Here is an 18,029-nt window from a genome sequence, read left to right on the forward strand (position 1 = left end):
GCGCAGGCAAGGGCCTCATGTCGCTCGCGTCGACAAGAGGCGCGCAACATTGGGCCCCTGCCAGGCGGTTGGCGGGGTCAGGGGCGACGGTGCTACGGCAGCCGGCTACGGCAAGCGAATCAGTCTTCCGCTACCTGCTCGGACGGCCAGTCGCGGATATAGGCCTTGAGCATGCGGTTCTCGAAGCTCTGCGCTTCCAGCACCGCCTTGGCCACGTCGTAGAACGAAATCACGCCCAGCAGCGTGCGCGCGTTCATGACCGGCAGGTAGCGCGCATGCTTCTCCAGCATGATGCGGCGCACCTCGTTGACTTCGGTGTCCGGCGTGACGGTGATCGGGGCTTCGTCCATGTGCTTGCGCACCGTGCCCGCGCCGACCGTGCCGCCATTGGCGTTCACGGCCTGGATCACTTCGCGGAAGGTGAGCATGCCGACCAGGTCGCCGTATTCCATCACGACGAGCGAGCCGATGTCCCGTTCGGACATCGTGTTGACGGCATCGGCCAACGCCGTGTCCGGAGACACGGTGTACAGAATGTCGCCCTTGACCTGCAGGATCTCGGAAACCTTCATGTTGACCCCCTTGATAGGAGAGGATTGCGGCGTTGTATTACTCATAATGCGGACTCTAGCCCATGCTCCCCAAAAAATCCAGCGTTACGCCCCACGCCGGTGCGCCTGTGCGCGATTTTTTTTCAAGCAGTGATGATTAATTGGTACGGTTAGCGCTAACGGATGCTAGCATGCCGCCATTTCCCCTGCATGGATGAGCGAAAAATGCGCGCACCGACCCTCGTTCTGCTGCACGGCGCCCTGAACGACCATACCGTCTGGGCGCCCATCGTCCCCGGCCTCGCCGCGCGCGGCTGGCAGGTGCTTGCGCCGGACCTGCCAGGCCACGGCGCCGCCCCCGGTCCCGCGCTGGCCAGCGTCGAGGACATGGCTGCCTGGCTGCTGGTCCGGCTCGAGGCCGATGGCATCGACCGCGCGCTGCTCGCCGGCCACAGCATGGGATCCCTGATCGCGCTGGAGGCGGCCCACCGTGCACCGCAACGCGTCGCCGGCCTCGCGCTGCTGGGCAGCACCTGGCCGATGGCCGTCTCCGACGCGCTGCTCGCCACGGCCCGCGACGACGAGGCGGCCGCCATCGAGATGGTGGCGCAGTGGTCGCACGCGGACGGCGGCTCCGCGGCCGCGGACGCCACGCGCGCCCTGATGCACGGGCTGTCGCGGGGCGCGCCGGGCGCCGCGCTGCTGCACACCGACCTGCAGGCCTGCAACGCGTATGCGAACGGCGCGGCGGCGGCCGCCGCCGTGACGTGTCCGGTGCTGTTCATCCAGGGCAGCCAGGACCGCATGACGCCACCACGCAAGGCGAAAAACCTGACGGATGCCGTGTCCCATGGCAGAATCGTCACCGTGGATGCCGGCCACGCGCTGATGGCCGAGCAATCCGACGCGGTCCTGGCGGCGCTTGCGGCATTCGCCGCCGAGGTGGCCGGGACCGACGCACGATGACGCCCGGAGACAAGCCATGGCAGCCGTCCGCTACGACAACTTTGCCGATTTCTATCCCTACTACCTGGCCCAGCACGAGCACCGCCTGTGCCGGCGCGCCCACTTCATCGGCACCTCGTCGGCCATCGCCGGCATCGCCCAGTACATCGACAGCCTGAACCCCTGGTGGCTGCTGGTAGCGCTCGTGAGCGGCTACGGCGGGGCCTGGATCGGCCACTTCTTCTACGAGAAGAACCGCCCCGCCACGTTCGGCCACCCGTGGTACTCGTTCCGCGCCGACTGGGTCATGTACTGGCAGATGCTGACCGGGAAGCTCAGTTGGTAGCCACGCCGGCAACCTAGGTCTCTTTTCTCCGACATGCGCCCGCTCTGCGCCATCTCGACCTTGCCGGCCACGGCCAGCAGCGACCTGGCCGTCTTCGGCCAGCGCGCCTCCAGCAGGCGCTGGCGCGGCATCCAGATGGTGAAGACGCTGTCGCCCTGGTTCCCGCCCAGGACGTAGTAGGCGCTCGGGCTTTCGCCGACGTAGAAGCCGACGTGGCCCAGGCCCGATTCGCGCGACTCTCGCCAGAACACCATCACGGCGCCCCGCCGCGGCGTGGTCGCATCGCCGAAACGGCGCCACGACTGCGCCAGCAGCAGGCCGTTCGGCAGCAGCTCGCCCGGCAGCGTCGCGCCGATGCAGTGGCCGACGAACAGGCCGCACCACGGGATGTCGTCGCCCGCATACGCTAGGTCGAGCCGCTCGGCCCAGTCCAGGATGCCGGGGTTGCTGCCGGGGCCGGCCAGCTCGCGCGTGTTCACGAGGCGCGTGGCCTCCGTCATCCACGGCAGCGGCTGCGCCAGCGGCTTGCCGCCCGCTACCCGCTGCAGCGCCGCCATCGTCTGCGGTCCGACGATGCCGTCGACCGCGAGTCCTTCGCGCGCCTGGAACGCCTTGACGGCGGCGAGCGTGGCGCGGCCCCAGACGCCGTCGATGGGCCCCGGGTCGAACCCGGCGCGCACGAGCGCCTCCTGGATGTCCCGGACGGGCGTGTCCCGGACGGGCATGTCCCGGACGGGCATGTCCCCGATATACGTGTTCATGGCGGCCTCCCTTGGATCCACGTAGCTGTGATCCATCCGGGCCGGGACAGTTCCAAGGCGGCGTCAGTCGCTATCGGGTCGAATGAGCGGGTCGACTGATCGGATCGAACGAGCGGCGAGCGCCGCCGTCAGACGCGTTCGGCCGCCACGGTGGCCGCGGCGCCCCGCACGGAGGCGAAGTGGTCGGCCAGCGTCTGGTCCAGGCCCGCTTCCACGGCCGCCTCGACCTGGCGCGCCAGCGCGCCGGCGTCCAGCGCCAGCGGCGTGTCCGGCACGCCTTCGCCGGCGGGCCCGGCGTCCACGCCGCCGGCGCCGCCGAACGCGAACATGCGGTACACGTCGGACAGGCGGATCAGGTTCGGGTCCAGCAGCAGCACCCAGTTGTCCATCGCCAGGCGCGCGCTGCGCAGCTGGCGCATGTTCCAGCGCGCCGCCGTCCGCGTCTCCTGCTGCACCCTGCCGACCCAGCCGGCCGCCACCATCTGCTGGATCAGCGCGCGCGTCTCGTCGTAGCCGATGCGCGTGTGGGCGCGGATCTGCGCCGGCGTCACCAGCGCCGTGCCGGTCAGGTGGGCGCTGCCGTGCAGGACCTTCAGGATCGCCATCGCGTCGACGAAGGCGCCGCCCGGGACGGGCTCGTACCACCAGCGCTCGTACTTCACGACGGGCAGCGCCGCCGTCAGCAGCGCGCCGACCAGCGTGATCATCCACGACAGGTACAACCAGAGCAGGAACAGCGGCAGCGCCGCCAGCGCGCCGTAGATGATCGCGTAGGTCGGGAACTGGCGGATGAACACGGCGAACACGCGCTTGGCGACCTCGAACGCGATCGCCGCGACCAGGCCGCCCCACACGGCGTCGCGCCAGTACACGGCGCGGTTCGGCACCGTCATGTACAGCAGCGCATAGGCGGCCGTCGTCAGCGCCAGCGACACGAAGGTGTAGAACAGCGCGCCGAGCAGCGGCACGGCGTTGGTCAGGCCGTTGGTGGCCGTGAACAGCTGCGAGGTGATGGTCAGCGAGATGCCGAAGGCGAGCGGCCCGAGCGTGACCAGCGCCCAGTAGACGAGGACGCGCTGCACCAGCGGGCGCGGCTCCTTGACGTCCCAGATCTGGTTGAAGGCACGCTCGATGGTGCCGATCAGCGCGGCCGACGTCAGCAGCAGCGCCACGGCGCCGACCGCCGACAGCCCCGTCGCCTTGCTGGCGAACTGGGTCAGGTTGGCCATGATCGTGTTGGCGATCGCGCGGGGCATCAGCATCTGCACGAAATACTCGTCCAGCGCCGTACGCAGCTGGCCGAAGACGGGGAAGGTCGTGAAGATCGCCAGCACGATGGTGAGCAGCGGCACGATCGACAAGGTAGTGGTGAACGTCAGGCTGCCGGCCACCTGCGGCAGTTTTTCCTCGGTCAGGCGGCGCCGGGCGAAGCGCACGAGGTCGCGCATTTCGGCCCAGGTGAGGCCGCGCACGCGGTCGATGGGGGTGCCGGCGGGCTCGATTCCCCTGCCTGGCAGCGGTTGCATGATTTTGGACGGCATCGATCGGATCGCAAGGCGCCGCGCCGTGGCAAAAATGGTGCAGCGCAGGCGTGTCACAATGTAAAGCGCCCTATAATACCAACGATGAACCCAACCAACCCGATTATCCTCATTTTGTACTACTCGCGGCACGGCAAGACGCGCCGCCTGGCCGAACTGATCGCCCAGGGCGTGGAAAGCGTGCCCGGCATGGAGGCGCGGCTGCGCACCGTGCCGGCGGTATCGACGGTGGCGGAAGCGACCGCGCCGGACATCCCGGCCAGCGGCGCCCCCTACGTCGAGTTGGACGACCTGGCCGAATGCGCGGGGCTGGCACTGGGTTCGCCCACGCGTTTCGGCAATATGGCGGCAGCGATGAAGTACTTCCTCGATGGCACGTCCGCGCAGTGGCTGTCCGGCACCCTGGCCGGCAAGCCGGCCGCGGTGTTCACCTCCACCGGCAGCCTGCACGGCGGCCAGGAGTCGACGCTGCTGTCCATGATGATTCCGCTGCTGCACCACGGCATGCTGGTGATGGGCCTGCCCTACACGCAGCCGGAGCTGATGACCACGTCCAGCGGCGGCAGTCCCTACGGCGCGACCCACTGGTCGGGCGTGGACGGCAACCGGGCGCTGACGGAAGACGAAAAGCGGCTCGCGATCGCGCTCGGCCGGCGCCTCGCGCTGGCGGGCCGCAAACTGGATGGGATGGAGTAGGCAATGCAATTGCATCGGTTGTTCCATACGGGCGCCGTGACCAGCCTGGTGCTGCTGGGCGCCTGGCTGCTGGCCTGGGAAATCGTCGTCGCCCCGCTGCACCCGGGCGGCTCGCTGCTGGCGCTGAAGGCGCTGCCGCTGCTGCTGCCGCTGCGCGGGGTGATCAAGCGCGACCTGTACACGCTGCAATGGTCGTCGATGGTCATCCTCATCTATTTCATCGAAGGCGTCGTGCGCGCCTGGAGCGACCAGTCGGAACTCTCGCGCCTCATGGCGCTGGGCGAAGCGCTGCTCGTATGCGCGTATTTCGTGTTCGCCCTGCTGTACCTGCGCCCCTACAAGAAAAAAGCCCAGCAGCTTGCCAAGGAGTTGCTCGACAAGGTCAAAGTGCCGCATGACTGAGGATCGGGCCAAACCACCGAGCGGGTCCGCGCGCGATCCCTTCCTCGACCGCTGCCGCGCCATCGTCGGGCCCGACCACGTCCTCGCCGGCCCTGACGCCGAACCCTTCCTCACCGACTGGCGTGGCCGCTTCACGGGCCGCGCGCGCGCCGTCGTGCTGCCGGCCGACACGGCCCAGGTGGCCGCCGTCGTGCAGGCCTGCATCGCGCACCGCGTGCCGGTCGTGCCGCAGGGCGGGCGCACGGGCCTGGTGCTGGGCAGCGTGCCGGATGCCTCCGGCAGCGCGATCGTGCTGTCGCTGCGGCGCATGCAGCGCATCCGCGCCATCGATGTCGCCAACCGCACGATCACCGTGGACGCCGGCTGCATCCTGCACGACGTCCAGCAGGCCGCCGCGGACGCGGGCCTGCTGTTCCCGCTGTCGCTCGCCTCGGAAGGCAGCTGCACCGTGGGCGGCAACCTGGCCACGAATGCCGGCGGCACCGGCGTGCTGCGCTACGGGAACGCGCGCGAGCTGTGCCTGGGCCTGGAAACCGTTACCGCCCAGGGCGAGACCTGGGATGGCTTGCGCGGCCTGCGCAAGGACAATACCGGCTACGACCTGCGCGACCTGTACGTGGGCGCCGAAGGCACGCTGGGCATCATCACGGGCGCCGTGCTGAAGCTGTTCCCGCAGCCGAAGGCGGCCATCACGGCCTTCGTGGCCCTGGGCTCGCCCGCCGCTGCGCTGGCCCTCCTGGCGCTGGCCGACGCCGCCTGCGGACCGGCGCTGACGGGCTTCGAGCTGATGAGCGACACCTGCCTGCAGCTCGTGACGACGCATTTCCCGGAACTGCCGCGTCCCTTCCCCGCGCGCCATCCGCAGTATGCGCTGCTGGAAGTCTCCAGCCACGAGTCCGAGGCCCACGGCGTCGCCCTGCTCGAGCGCGCCATCGGCAAGGCGCTGGACGACGGCATCGCGCGCGACGCCGTGGTGGCATCCTCCATCGCCCAGTCGCGCACGCTGTGGGCGCTGCGCGAACGCATCTCGCCGGCCCAGGCCAAGGCGGGCAAGAACATCAAGCACGACATCTCGCTGCCGATCTCGCGCATCGCCGACTTCATCGCCGCCACCGATGCCCGGCTGGACGCGGCCTGGCCCGGCGTGCAGGTGGTGTGCTTCGGCCACCTGGGCGACGGCAACCTGCACTACAACATCGCCCCGCCGCCCGGCATCGCCCACGAAGCCTTCCTCGCGCAGCAGGGCGCCGTCAACCGCATCGTGCACGACAGCGTGGCGGCGTACGGCGGCTCGATCTCGGCCGAACACGGCATCGGCGCCCTCAAGCGCGAGGAGCTGGCGCGCTATACATCGCCCGTCGCGCTGGGCCTGATGCGTGCGCTCAAGGCCGCGCTCGACCCGCTCGGCATCATGAACCCTGGCAAAATACTCTGACCAGGACAAGCCCATGACCACGATCCGCTTCCTCCCCCTGCTGGCCGCGCTCCTCGTCGCGGCCGCCGCATCGCCCGCCGCCACGGCGGCCGACCCCGTCTACAAATGCCAGTTCGACGGCAAGACCACCTATAGCGACCGCCCGTGCAGCGAAGGCGAACAGATCGCCATGCCGCCGCTGACCATCGGCGTCGACCTGCCCGGCAAGAACACGCCCGCCACCAACGACGCGCGCACGCTGCTCAAGATCGAGAAGCTGCGCATCGCGCAGGAAAAGGAGGCGGAACGCCTGCGCCAGGCGCGCCTGAAGCGGGAGTACCAGGAACAACAGCAGGCCGAACGGGGCGAGCGCCTGGCCGCCAACCGGCGCAGGCAGTGCGACAAGCTCAGGCTGCGCAGCAAATGGGCGGCCGAGGACGCGGCGCGCGCGCCGAGCCCGCAACGGGAAACGGCATTGCGCAAGGCGCGGCGCCAGGCCGAGACGCTGGCGGTGGAATGCCCGGCCTGAACCAGCGCAGCGGGGACCGGCGCACTGGGGGCCAGCTAGATTCGGGCCAAGGCGGTTCGGGCCTGCTTGCGCGCTGGCTGCTGTTCGGCGAGTGGCGCGCACACCCCATGCGCGCGCTGCTGGCCGTCGTCGCGATCGCCGTGGGCGTCGCCATGGGCTTCGCCATCCACCTGATCAACGCCGCCGCATTCAACGAATTCTCCAGCGCCGTGCAAAGCCTCGCGGGCCAGGCCGACGTGCAGGTCGCGGGGCGCGAAGCGCAGTTCGACGAAGGCATCTATCCGCGCCTGGCCACCCGCGACGGCGTGGCGGTCGCGTCCCCCGTACTCGAGATCGATGCCGCCATCCCGTCCGCCAAGGGCACGCTGAAGATCGTCGGCCTCGACGCGCTGCGTGCCGGCTTCATCTCGCCCGACCTGGCCGGCGTGCCTGCCGCCGAGCGCCCGTTCGACGTGCTGGCCGACGACGCCCTGTTCCTGTCGCCCGCGGCCCAGGCCTGGCTGGGCGTCGCGCCGGGCGGCACCGCGGGTGGCACCGTCACTGTGCGTGCCGGCACCGGCGACGTGGTGCTGCGCGTGGCCGGCCCCGTGCTGCGCGCCCGCAGCGGCCAGCGCATCGGCGTCATGGACATTGGCGCCGCCCAGTGGCGCCTGCACCAGCTGGGCAAGCTCACGCGCGTGGACCTGAAGCTGCGCGACGGCGTCGACCGCGCCGCGTTCCGCCGTCAGCTGCAGGCGGACCTGGACCGAGACTACCCGGGCCGCTTCACGGTGGGACAGCCGAACGACGCCAACCAGGAGAGCCGCAACGAGAACCTCAGCCGCGCCTACCGCGTGAACCTGACCGTGCTGGCGCTCGTCGCCCTCTTCACCGGCGCCTTCCTCGTGTTTTCCACGCAGGCGCTGTCCGTGCTGCGCCGGCGCAGCCAGTTCGCGCTATTGCGCACGCTGGGTCTGCCGCGCCGCGCGCTGCTGCGCCAGGTGCTGCTGGAGGGCGCCAGCCTGGGCGTGATCGGCGCCCTGCTGGGCATCCTCGGCGGCTATGCGCTGGCGGCGGCCGCGCTGGCGCTGTTCGGCGGCGACCTCGGCGCCGGCTATTTCACGGGCGTGCAGCCGCGCGTGCAGTTCACGCCCGTCGCGGCCTGCGTGTTCTTCGCGCTGGGCCTGGGCGTGGCGCTGCTGGGCTGCGCGGCGCCGGCGCTCGAGGCGGCCCGCGCCCGCCCCGCCATCGCCCTCAAGTCCGGCAACGACGAGACGGCGCTGGCCGGACTGGCCCGCATCTGGCCCGCGCTGCTCTGCCTCGGGCTGGCCGCCGCCTGCGCGTTCGCGCCGCCGGTGGGCGGCCTGCCGCTGTTCGGCTACGTCGCCGTGGCGCTGCTGCTGGTCGGCGGCATCGGCCTGATGCCGCGCCTGGCCGCCGTCGCCTTCCGCGCGCTGGAGCGCTCGCCGGGGCTGCGCGCGCGCCACTCGCCCGTACTGGCGCTGACGCTGGCGCGCCTGGCCAACGCGCCGGGCCAGGCGTCGATCGCGCTGGGCGGCGTGCTGGCCAGCTTCAGCCTGATGGTCGCGATGGGCATCATGGTGGCGAGCTTCCGCGTGTCGGTGGACGACTGGATGCTGCACATCCTGCCGGCCGACCTGTACGTGCGCAGCGGCGGCGGCACCGGCGCGCTGGGCCCCGGCGAACAGGCGGCGCTCGCGCGCCTGCCGGGCGTGAAGGAAGTGCAGTTCCTGCGTACCCGCCCCCTGTCGCTCGATCCAGCCCGCCCGGCCGTCACGCTCGTCGCGCGCGACATCGACCCGCGCGACCCGGGCCGCCTGCTGGCCCTCGTCGGCGCGTCCGCCACGCCGCCGCCCGGCGCCCGGCCGGCCTGGGTGTCCGAGGCGATGACGGACCTGTACGGCGTGCAGCCCGGCCAGGTGCTGACACTGCCGCTGGGCGGCAAGCCGCAGCCCTTCTTCGTCGCCGGCGTGTGGCGCGACTATGCCAACCAGACGGGTTCCGTGATCGTGCTGCGCGGCGACTACCGCCAGCTGTCGGGCGACGCCGACGTCACCGATGCCGCCGTGTACGCGGCGCCGGGCACGCCCGTCGAGCGCGTCGAGGCGCTGGTGCGCGCCCTGCCGTTCGGCGCCGCGCTGACGCTGGCGCGGCCGGGCGACATCCGCGCCATCAGCCTGCGCATCTTCGACCGGAGCTTCGCCGTCACCTACCTGCTGGAGGCGATCGCCATCGCCATCGGCCTGTCCGGCGTGGCCGCGACGTTCTCGGCGCAGACGCTGGCAAGGGCCAAGGAATTCGGCATGCTGCGCCACGTGGGCGTCACCCGCCGCCAGGTGCTGGGCGTGCTCGCCATCGAAGGCGGGGCACTGACGCTGCTGGGCGTGCTCACCGGCTTCGTGCTGGGCCTGGCGATCAGCCTGATCCTCGTCTACGTCGTCAACCCGCAATCGTTCCACTGGACCATGCAGCTGCACCTGCCCTGGCCCCTGATCGGCGGCGTGGCCGCCGTGCTGGTCGCGGCCTCGGTGGCGACGGCGCTGGTGTCGGGGCGCTACGCATTGTCCGGCGGACCGGTGCGCGCCGTCCGGGAGGACTGGTGATGCGCGTCATGTCCCTCTTGCGCACCGTGCTCCTGCTGCTGGCCCTCGCCGCCAACGCGTTCGCCGCGCCGCCGGCGTTCGCGCCCGTCTTACCCGGCCGCGCGTTGACCTTCCCCGCCGACTTCGGTGCCCACCCCGATCACCGCACGGAATGGTGGTACGTGACGGGCTGGCTGCAGGCGCCCGGCGGCAAGCCGCTGGGCTTCCAGGTCACGTTCTTCCGCAGCCGGAGCGAACACGACCCGGCCAATCCGAGCGCCTTCGCGCCCACCCAGCTGATCATCGGCCATGCGGCGCTGTCCGACCCTGCCCTGGGCCACCTCGTGCACGACCAGAGGAGCGCGCGCGCCGGCTTCGGCCTGGCGTACGCGCAGACGGGCGACACCGACGTCAAGCTGGACGACTGGAGCATGCGCCGCGGCCCCGACGGCCGCTACCGCGTGGCCGTGCGTTCGGGCGAACTGTCCTACACGCTGACCCTGACGCCCACGCAGAAGCCCATGCTGCAGGGCGAGAACGGCTACTCGCGCAAGGGCCGCCTGGCGGACCACGCCAGCTACTACTACAGTGAGCCGCATCTCCGGGTCGAAGGCAGCGTCGCCTGGGCCGGCAGCAAGGGCCGGCCCCAGGCCGTCACGGGAACGGCCTGGCTCGACCACGAGTGGTCCAGCCAGGTGCTGGACCCGGACGCCGCGGGCTGGGACTGGACCGGCATCAACCTCGACGACGGCGGCGCCCTCATGGCCTTCCGAATCCGCAGCAGGAGCGGTGCTACACTGTGGGCCCACGCGGCGCTGCGCGACGCGCAGGGACGCGTCACGCAGTACGGACCCGACCAGGTCAAGTTCACGCCGCAGCAGACCTGGACGTCGCCGCGCACCGGGGCGACCTACCCGGTGGCGGCCGTGCTCACGCTGGACGGCAGCGCGTGGCGCATCGACGCGCTGCAACCGGACCAGGAACTGGATTCGCGCCGCTCGACGGGCGCCGTGTACTGGGAAGGCGCCGTCACGGCCAGCCGCGACGGCCGCCCCGTGGGACGCGGCTACCTCGAGCTGACCGGCTACGTGGCGGCCATGAAGTTATAAGCAGAAGACCAAACGAACCACCAGACCATGAGCAACGGCACCACCCGCACCACCCCGCCCGACACCCCTACCGCCGCCCGCAAGGGCGCCCTCGCCGCCCTGAAAGGCCTGCTGCCCTTCCTGCGCCCGTACCGGCGCCAGTTCCTGCTGGCCGCCGTCGCGCTGCTGGTCGCCGCGGGCGCCACGCTGGCGATCCCGTACGCGTTCAAGCAGATGATCGACCACGGCTTCGGCGCCGGCGCGGGCGGGGCGAACCCGCAGAACGTCAACGCCACCTTCCTCGCGCTGTTCGGCGTCGCCACCGTACTGGGTCTCGCCACGGCGGCGCGCTTCTACATGGTGTCGTGGCTGGGCGAGCGCGTCACGGCCGACATCCGCAGCGCCGTGTACCGCCACGTGGTCGTGCAGAGCCCCGAATTCTTCGAGACGACGCGCACCGGCGAAGTGCTGTCGCGCCTGACCACCGACACCACGCTGATCCAGACCGTGGTGGGCACCAGCATCTCGCTGGCGCTGCGCAACACGCTGCTGTTCGCGGGCGGCCTGGTCATGCTGTTCGTCACCAGCGTCAAGCTCACCTCGATCATCCTCGGCCTGCTGGTGCTGACCGTCGTGCCGATCGTGCTGTACGGCCGGCGCGTGCGCACGCTGTCGCGCGACTCCCAGGACCGCATCGCCGACGCCTCCGCGCTGGCCGGCGAGATCCTCAACGCCATGCCCACGGTGCAGGCCTTCACCCACGAGGCCATCGAGTCGCAGCGCTTCGGCGCCTCCGTCGAGGGTGCGTTCGCCACCGCCATGCGCCGCATCCGCGCCCGTTCCGTGCTGACGATGCTCGCCATCGTGCTCGTGTTCGGCGCCATCGTGTTCGTGCTGTGGCTCGGCGCGCACGCCGTGCTGGAAGGCAGCATGACGGGCGGCGACCTGGGCCAGTTCATCCTGTACGCCTCGATCGTCTCGGGCGCCATCGGCGCGCTGTCCGAGGTCATGGGCGAGGCCCAGCGCGCGGCCGGCGCCGCCGAGCGCCTGATGGAACTGCTGGCCGTGCGCTCCAGCATCCACGACCCGGCCCAGCCCCGCACCCTGCCCGCGCGCAGCGCCGGCGGCGCTGCCCTGCAGCTGGACCGCGTCAATTTCTCCTATCCGTCGCGTCCGGAAAGCGCGGCGCTGGCCAACGTCGCGCTGGACGTGCGGCCGGGCGAGACGGTGGCCGTCGTCGGCCCGTCCGGCGCCGGCAAGACCACGCTGTTCCAGCTGCTGCTGCGCTTCTACGACCCCCAATCGGGCGCGATCCGGCTGGACGGCGTCGACATCCGCGACCTGTCGCTGCACACGCTGCGCGGCGCGATCGGCATCGTCCCGCAAGACACGGTGATCTTCTCCGCCAATGCGATGGAAAACATCCGCTACGGCCGCGCCGACGCCAGCGACGCCGACGTCATCGCGGCGGCGAAGCTGGCCGCCGCCCACGAATTCATCGAACGCCTGCCCGAGGGCTACGCGTCCTTCCTGGGCGAGCGCGGCGTGCGCCTGTCCGGCGGCCAGCGCCAGCGCATCGCCATTGCGCGCGCGCTGCTGAAGAATCCGCCGCTGCTGCTACTGGACGAAGCGACCAGCGCTCTGGACGCGGAATCGGAACGCCTCGTGCAAGGCGCGCTGGAAGCGGCGATGGTGGGCCGCACCACGCTGATCATCGCGCACCGCCTGGCCACCGTGCAGCGCGCCGACCGCATCATCGTGATGGAGGACGGCCGCATCGTCGAGACGGGCACGCACGCCTCGCTCGTCGCCCTGGGAGGGATCTATGCGAATCTGGCCGCTTTGCAATTTCACAACATTCATGTAAAACACGAAATATAAATCACTAAACAGCATTGTTCGATAACTTTTTGTTGTATGGACGCGTCGGATAAGACCATTTTTCGTTTCCGTCAGGACACTTAGCGTTACCATGGGGACTTTACTGAATTTATCGATTCCCCCATGACTAACACTTCGTTCAGTTTCAAGAACTGGACCGTCGGGTCCAAGATCACGGCATTCACGTTCGGCCTGCTCAGCGTGATCCTCGCCGGCCTGGTCTTCGTCATCAGCTGGACCACCTCGCACATGCTGCATGACCGCGCCGTGGCCAGCGTACAGACGGAACTGCGCAGCGTGGTCAACGCCGTCGAACTGTTCAACCAGGCCATGACGAGCCAGGCGACCAGCTTCGGTCGCATCTTCGCCACCAACTTCGAGGGCGGGTTCACGCTCGACGAAGGCACCATGGTCACCGTCGGCGACAAGAGCGTGCCGACGCTGCGCGAAGGCGGCCGCCCGCTGAACCTCGACTTCACGATCCCCGACCGCTTCACGCGCCAGACCCGCGGCAATGCCACCATCTTCGTGGCCAGCGGCGAGGACTTCGTGCGCATCAGCACCTCGGTCAAGAAGGAAAACGGCGAGCGCGCCGTGGGCACGGTCCTGGACCGTAGCAGCCCCGCATACGCCGCGATCCGCGCCGGCAAGCCCTACGTCGGCCTGGCCAAGCTGTTCGGCAAGCAGTACGTCACCGACTACGAACCGATCCGCGACGCGGCGGGCCGCATCATCGGCATCCTGTACATCGGCCTGGACGTCGACGCCGACATCGCCTCGCTGAAGAACCGCATCAAGAAGATGAAGGTCGGCGAGACGGGCTACTACTACGTGCTCAATGCGACCCCGGGCAAGACCCAGGGCGACCTGATCGTGCACCCGGCCAAGGAAGGCCAGAACATCCTGGCCAGCCGCGACGCCGACGGCCGCGAGTTCATCAAGGAGATGCTGGAAAAGAAGGACGGCCTGATCACCTACCCGTGGCAGAACGCCGAAGCGGGCGAGACGAGCGCACGCACGAAGGTCGTCGCCTTCACCCTGTTCAAGGACTGGAACTGGGTCATCGCCGGCGGCACCTACGAGGACGAGATCACCCGCGAAGCGGACAGCCTGCGCAACCGCTACATCGTCATCGGCCTGGTCGCGCTGGCCCTGTTCGCCGCGATCCTGTACGCCGTCGTCAGCAAGATCGTCCCCCGTCCGCTGGAGCAGGCGCGCGACACCGCCGTGCGCATCGCCCAGGGTGACCTGACCGCGTCCATGCAGGTCGCCAACCGCGACGAGATCGGCCTGCTGGCCGAGGCCATGAACAACATCAGCAGCGGCCTGTCGTCCGTCGTGGGCCAGGTGCGCCACGGCGCCGAGCAGATCGCCAATGCCTCGAGCGAGATCTCGACGGGCAACCTCGACCTGTGCACCCGCACCGAACAGCAGGCGGCGAGCCTCGCATCCACGGCGAACTCGATGCAGGACCTGACCGAGACCGTGCGCCGCAACGCCGGCGACGCCCAGCAGGCCAACCAGCTGGCCGTGAACACCTCGCTGGTCGCACAGGAAGGCGGCCGCATGGTGCGCCAGGTGATCGACACAATGGACACGATCAAGCAGTCCTCGGGCAAGATCAACGACATCATCGGCGTCATCGACGGCATCGCCTTCCAGACCAATATCCTGGCGCTGAACGCGGCCGTGGAAGCGGCCCGCGCCGGCGAACAGGGCCGCGGCTTCGCGGTCGTCGCCAGCGAGGTGCGTAACCTGGCCCAGCGTAGCGCCGCGGCGGCCAAGGAGATCAAGTCGCTGATCCAGGCCTCGACCGCGGAAGTGGACGCGGGCAGCCGCCTCGTGCAGGAAGCCGGTTCCACCATGAACGACGTGCTCGCCAGCACCGAGCAGGTCACGGCCATCATGTCGCGCATCAGCGCCGCCAGCACGGACCAGAGCTCGGGCATCGAGCACATCAACCGCTCGATCGGCGAAATGGACGAGGTCACGCAGCAGAACGCGGCCCTCGTCGAGGAAGCCAGCGCCGCCGCCCAGGCGATGCAGGAACAGGCGGCCGCCCTGGCCCGCTCCGTACGCCTGTTCAAGCTGGACCAGGCGGTGGCGCTGGCCGCCGTCGCCACGGACGAGCGCCGCGCCCTGTCGCAATACTGACAGCGCCGGCGGCGCGGTGTAGAGTAGCGGCGGCCATCCCGGCCGCCCCCACGGAGCCTCCCTTGTCTGACACCGAACTGCTTGCCGCCTGCACCACCATCCTCCCGGGCCACCGCGCCCGCACGCCCGCCGCCACCTACGCCGCCATGGCCGCCTGGTGCGAGACGCACGGCATCGCCCACGACGTCTACGGCGAAGGCGCCCTGATCCAGGAATTCGAACGCAAGGTCGCCAGCCTGCTCGGCTTCGAGGCGGCCGTGTTCTGCATCAGCGGCACGATGGCCCAGGTGACGGCGCTGCGCCTCGCGTCCATGGACCGCGGGCGCGCCCCGGTCGCCCTGCATCCCACCTCGCACATCTTCGTCCACGAGCGCTCGAACTACCAGCTGCTCGGCCACTTCGACGCGCTGTCCGTCGGCGATCGCCACCGCCCATGGACGGCTGCCGACATCATCGCCGTACCCGACCGCCTGTCCGCCGTCGGACTCGAGATCCCCATGCGCGAGATCGGCGGCCAGCTGTCAACGTGGGACGAGCTGGAGGGCATCAAGACGCATTGCCGCGCGCGCGGCATCCACCTGCACATGGACGGGGCGCGCCTGTGGGAAGCGGCGGCCGGCTACGGCCGGTCCGTGGCCGAGATCGCGCAGGGCTTCGATTCCGTCTACGTCTCGCTGTACAAGGGCATCGGTGGACTCGGCGGCGCCATGCTGTGCGGGACGGGCGAGTTCGTCGCGCGCGCGGCGGAATGGTTCCGGCGCGAAGGCGGCAACGTGATCCATCGCTCCCCCTACGTGGTGGCCGCGGCCATGCAGTTCGATGCGCGCCTGGCGGCGATGCCCGCCTGCTTCCGCCGCACCGAATGGCTGTACGAGGTCTTGCGCGACCATCCGCGCATCAAGGTCAATCCGGCGCGGCCGCAGGCCAACATGCTGCACGTGCACCTGCCCGTGGGCCGCGAGCGCGCGCTGGAGCTCCGGCGCGAGATCGCGCGCAGCCACGGTACCTGGCTCTTCCACCGCATCAACCACGGCGTGCTGCCCGACACTTCGTACTTCGAGCTGTACGTGGGCGACAACCTGCTCGACGCGCCGGACGAGCGCGTGCGCGAAGCGATCGATCTCCTCGACGCCGCCCTGCAAGGCGGCGAGCGGATCGGTTAAAATGCGCTTTTGTCATTAGCGATACCACCGATGCGTCAATACCTCGACCTGATGCGCCACGTGCTCGAGCATGGCGCTGTCAAAACCGACCGCACCGGCACCGGCACGCGTTCCGTCTTCGGCCACCAGATGCGCTTCGACCTGCAGGAAGGCTTCCCGCTCGTCACCACCAAGAAGGTGCACCTGAAGTCGATCATCCACGAACTGATCTGGTTTCTGGCCGGTTCCACCAACATCGCCTACCTGAAGGAAAACGGCGTCTCGATCTGGGACGAGTGGGCCGATGCGAACGGCGACCTGGGCCCCATCTACGGCTACCAGTGGCGCAACTGGCCGGCGCCCTCCGGCGAACACATCGACCAGATCAGCCAGGTGCTGGAACAGATCAAACACACGCCGGACTCGCGCCGCATGATCGTCTCCGCCTGGAACGTGGCCGACATCCCGCAGATGAAGCTGCCCCCCTGCCACGCGTTCTTCCAGTTCTACGTGGCCGACGGCAAGCTGTCGTGCCAGCTGTACCAGCGCAGCGCCGACATCTTCCTGGGCGTGCCCTTCAACATCGCCTCGTACGCGCTGCTGACGCACATGGTGGCCCAGCAGGCCGGCCTGGAAGTGGGCGACTTCGTGTGGACCGGAGGCGATTGCCACCTGTATTCGAACCACCTGGAGCAGGTGCAGCTGCAGCTGTCGCGCGAGGAGCGTCCGCTGCCCAAGCTGGTCATCAAGCGCAAGCCGGACTCGCTGTTCGACTACACCTTCGACGACTTCGAGGTCGTCGGCTACGATCCGCACCCGGCCATCAAGGCGCCGGTCGCCGTCTGAGGGAACGACCATGGCCCAGCACCTGACCATCGTCGTCGCCATGGATGCCCGGCGCGGCATCGGCATCGACAACCAGCTTCCCTGGCACCTGCCGGAAGACCTCGCGCACTTCAAGCGCGTCACCCTCGGCCACCCGATCATCATGGGGCGCAAGACCTTCGATTCGATCGGCCGGCCGCTGCCGGGACGGCGCAATATCGTCGTCACGCGCAATGCGCAGTGGCGCCATGACGGCGTCGAGGTCGCCCACTCGCTGCAGGAAGCGGTGGCGCTGGCCGGCATCGAATCCGCCAGCATCATCGGCGGCGCCCAGATCTTCGCCGAAGCGCTGGAGGTGGCCGACCGCATGATCGTCACCCACATCGACAAGCAGTACGCGTGCGACACCTTCTTCCCGGAAATCGACACGGCGCGCTGGACGGCCGTGGCAAGCGAGCCGCAGCGCTCCGAGGCCGAGGGGGTCGAGTTCTCCTTCGTCACCTACGACAAAGTCCCGTAATACCCGTTCACACGCACGAGCATCCCATGTCAGGACACGGTTTCCACGTCCATGGTCCGCACGACCATGCAGTCGAACACGTCGCGCAGCACGCCGGCGACGGCTTTTCCAACAAGATCGCCGTGATGACGGCCGTGCTGGCCACGGTCGGCGCCCTGTTCGGCTACCTCGGCGGCGCCACGCAGAACGACGCGGCCCTCTACAAGAACGACGCCGCGATCGCCAAGACGACGGCGGCGAACGCCTGGAACTACTACCAGGCCAAGTCCAGCCGCCAGAACCTGGCCGAGCTGGCGGCCACGCTGCCCGGCGTCGACGGCGCCAAGTACAAGGCCGATGCCGCCCGCTACGAGGCCCAGAAGGCCGAGATCAAGAAGGAAGCCGAGAAGCACGAGGCCGAAGCGGAGAAGTACAACGCCCAGTCGGAACGCGCGCTGCACACCCACCACCAATGGGCGCTGGCCACCACGGCCGAACAGATCGCCATCTCGCTGGCGGCGATCACGCTGCTGACGCGCCGCCGCTGGCTGCTGGGCGCCACGTATGCGGTGGCGGCCGTCGGCCTGCTGCTGGGTGCCTTCGCGTGGCTGCACGTCGATCCGATCGGCGCGCTGCTGGCGGGCGGGGGCGCGGCGCATTGACGTACGCGTCA

The 18,029-nt window shown here is 69.6% G+C and carries 17 protein-coding genes; 14 read left to right on the plus strand and 3 right to left on the minus strand.

Annotation, left to right across the window (positions count from 1 at the left end; genetic code table 11):
• Window positions 1–119: 119 nt before the first annotated feature.
• Window positions 120–572, minus strand: a complete 453-nt coding sequence (locus ACI1V7_RS08935; protein ID WP_404531395.1) for a CBS domain-containing protein — start codon at window positions 570–572, stop codon at window positions 120–122.
• A gap of 204 nt (window positions 573–776) precedes the next feature.
• Here ACI1V7_RS08935 and ACI1V7_RS08940 point away from each other — a divergent pair, with 204 nt between their 5' ends.
• Both ACI1V7_RS08940 and ACI1V7_RS08945 read left to right on the plus strand, forming a co-directional pair.
• Window positions 777–1,517, plus strand: a complete 741-nt coding sequence (locus ACI1V7_RS08940; RefSeq protein WP_404531396.1) for an alpha/beta fold hydrolase — start codon at window positions 777–779, stop codon at window positions 1,515–1,517.
• A 16-nt stretch (window positions 1,518–1,533) separates the two neighbouring features.
• On the plus strand, window positions 1,534–1,842 hold the full coding sequence (locus ACI1V7_RS08945; protein ID WP_404531397.1) for an Mpo1-like protein: 309 nt from the start codon (window positions 1,534–1,536) through the stop codon (window positions 1,840–1,842).
• Here ACI1V7_RS08945 and ACI1V7_RS08950 read toward each other — a convergent pair.
• Window positions 1,740–2,603 carry an NlpC/P60 family protein gene (locus tag ACI1V7_RS08950; RefSeq protein ID WP_404531398.1) on the minus strand — a complete coding sequence of 288 codons (864 nt, stop codon included), beginning with the start codon at window positions 2,601–2,603 and terminating at the stop codon, window positions 1,740–1,742. The two genes, ACI1V7_RS08945 and ACI1V7_RS08950, sit on opposite strands and share 103 nt — an antisense overlap.
• A 128-nt stretch (window positions 2,604–2,731) precedes the next feature.
• Window positions 2,732–4,129 (minus strand): YihY family inner membrane protein, encoded by a 1,398-nt coding sequence (locus ACI1V7_RS08955; RefSeq protein ID WP_404531399.1) that lies wholly within the window; start codon window positions 4,127–4,129, stop codon window positions 2,732–2,734.
• A gap of 99 nt (window positions 4,130–4,228) precedes the next feature.
• Between ACI1V7_RS08955 and wrbA the strand changes: the two genes are divergently transcribed.
• The 12 genes from wrbA to ACI1V7_RS09015 all read left to right on the plus strand — a co-directional run bounded on the left by wrbA (window position 4,229) and on the right by ACI1V7_RS09015 (window position 18,018).
• On the plus strand, window positions 4,229–4,840 hold the full coding sequence (gene wrbA, locus ACI1V7_RS08960; protein ID WP_404531400.1) for an NAD(P)H:quinone oxidoreductase: 612 nt from the start codon (window positions 4,229–4,231) through the stop codon (window positions 4,838–4,840).
• Window positions 4,841–4,843: 3 nt separating this feature from the next.
• Window positions 4,844–5,242, plus strand: a complete 399-nt coding sequence (locus ACI1V7_RS08965; protein WP_404531401.1) for a DUF2069 domain-containing protein — start codon at window positions 4,844–4,846, stop codon at window positions 5,240–5,242.
• The gene (locus ACI1V7_RS08970; RefSeq protein ID WP_404531402.1) at window positions 5,235–6,677 is read left to right on the plus strand and encodes an FAD-binding oxidoreductase; all 1,443 of its coding nucleotides are present in this window, start codon (window positions 5,235–5,237) and stop codon (window positions 6,675–6,677) included. The genes ACI1V7_RS08965 and ACI1V7_RS08970 overlap by 8 nt, the downstream gene beginning before the upstream one ends.
• Window positions 6,678–6,690: 13 nt before the next feature.
• Entirely contained in the window at window positions 6,691–7,185 is a 495-nt protein-coding gene (locus tag ACI1V7_RS08975; protein WP_404531403.1) for a cell envelope integrity TolA family protein, read from the plus strand.
• 107 nt (window positions 7,186–7,292) lie between these two features.
• Entirely contained in the window at window positions 7,293–9,788 is a 2,496-nt protein-coding gene (locus tag ACI1V7_RS08980; RefSeq protein ID WP_404531570.1) for an FtsX-like permease family protein, read from the plus strand.
• Window positions 9,789–9,796: 8 nt separating this feature from the next.
• Window positions 9,797–10,876, plus strand: a complete 1,080-nt coding sequence (locus tag ACI1V7_RS08985) for a lipocalin-like domain-containing protein (protein ID WP_404531404.1) — start codon at window positions 9,797–9,799, stop codon at window positions 10,874–10,876.
• Window positions 10,877–10,903: 27 nt separating this feature from the next.
• Window positions 10,904–12,736, plus strand: coding sequence for an ABC transporter transmembrane domain-containing protein (locus tag ACI1V7_RS08990; RefSeq protein ID WP_404531405.1), 1,833 nt, complete (start codon window positions 10,904–10,906; stop codon window positions 12,734–12,736).
• Window positions 12,737–12,859: 123 nt separating this feature from the next.
• Window positions 12,860–14,890, plus strand: coding sequence for a methyl-accepting chemotaxis protein (locus tag ACI1V7_RS08995; protein WP_404531406.1), 2,031 nt, complete (start codon window positions 12,860–12,862; stop codon window positions 14,888–14,890).
• 62 nt (window positions 14,891–14,952) lie between these two features.
• Window positions 14,953–16,053 (plus strand): threonine aldolase family protein, encoded by a 1,101-nt coding sequence (locus ACI1V7_RS09000; protein WP_404531407.1) that lies wholly within the window; start codon window positions 14,953–14,955, stop codon window positions 16,051–16,053.
• A 30-nt stretch (window positions 16,054–16,083) separates the two neighbouring features.
• On the plus strand, window positions 16,084–16,878 hold the full coding sequence (thyA, locus tag ACI1V7_RS09005; protein ID WP_404531408.1) for a thymidylate synthase: 795 nt from the start codon (window positions 16,084–16,086) through the stop codon (window positions 16,876–16,878).
• A gap of 10 nt (window positions 16,879–16,888) precedes the next feature.
• Window positions 16,889–17,377, plus strand: coding sequence for a dihydrofolate reductase (locus tag ACI1V7_RS09010; protein ID WP_404531409.1), 489 nt, complete (start codon window positions 16,889–16,891; stop codon window positions 17,375–17,377).
• A gap of 26 nt (window positions 17,378–17,403) precedes the next feature.
• On the plus strand, window positions 17,404–18,018 hold the full coding sequence (locus tag ACI1V7_RS09015; protein WP_404531410.1) for a DUF4337 domain-containing protein: 615 nt from the start codon (window positions 17,404–17,406) through the stop codon (window positions 18,016–18,018).
• The last annotated feature ends 11 nt before the right edge of the window (window positions 18,019–18,029 follow it).

Origin of the sequence: Massilia paldalensis, assembly GCF_044901715.1 — a bacterium.
Classification (GTDB): domain Bacteria; phylum Pseudomonadota; class Gammaproteobacteria; order Burkholderiales; family Burkholderiaceae_D; genus Telluria; species Telluria paldalensis.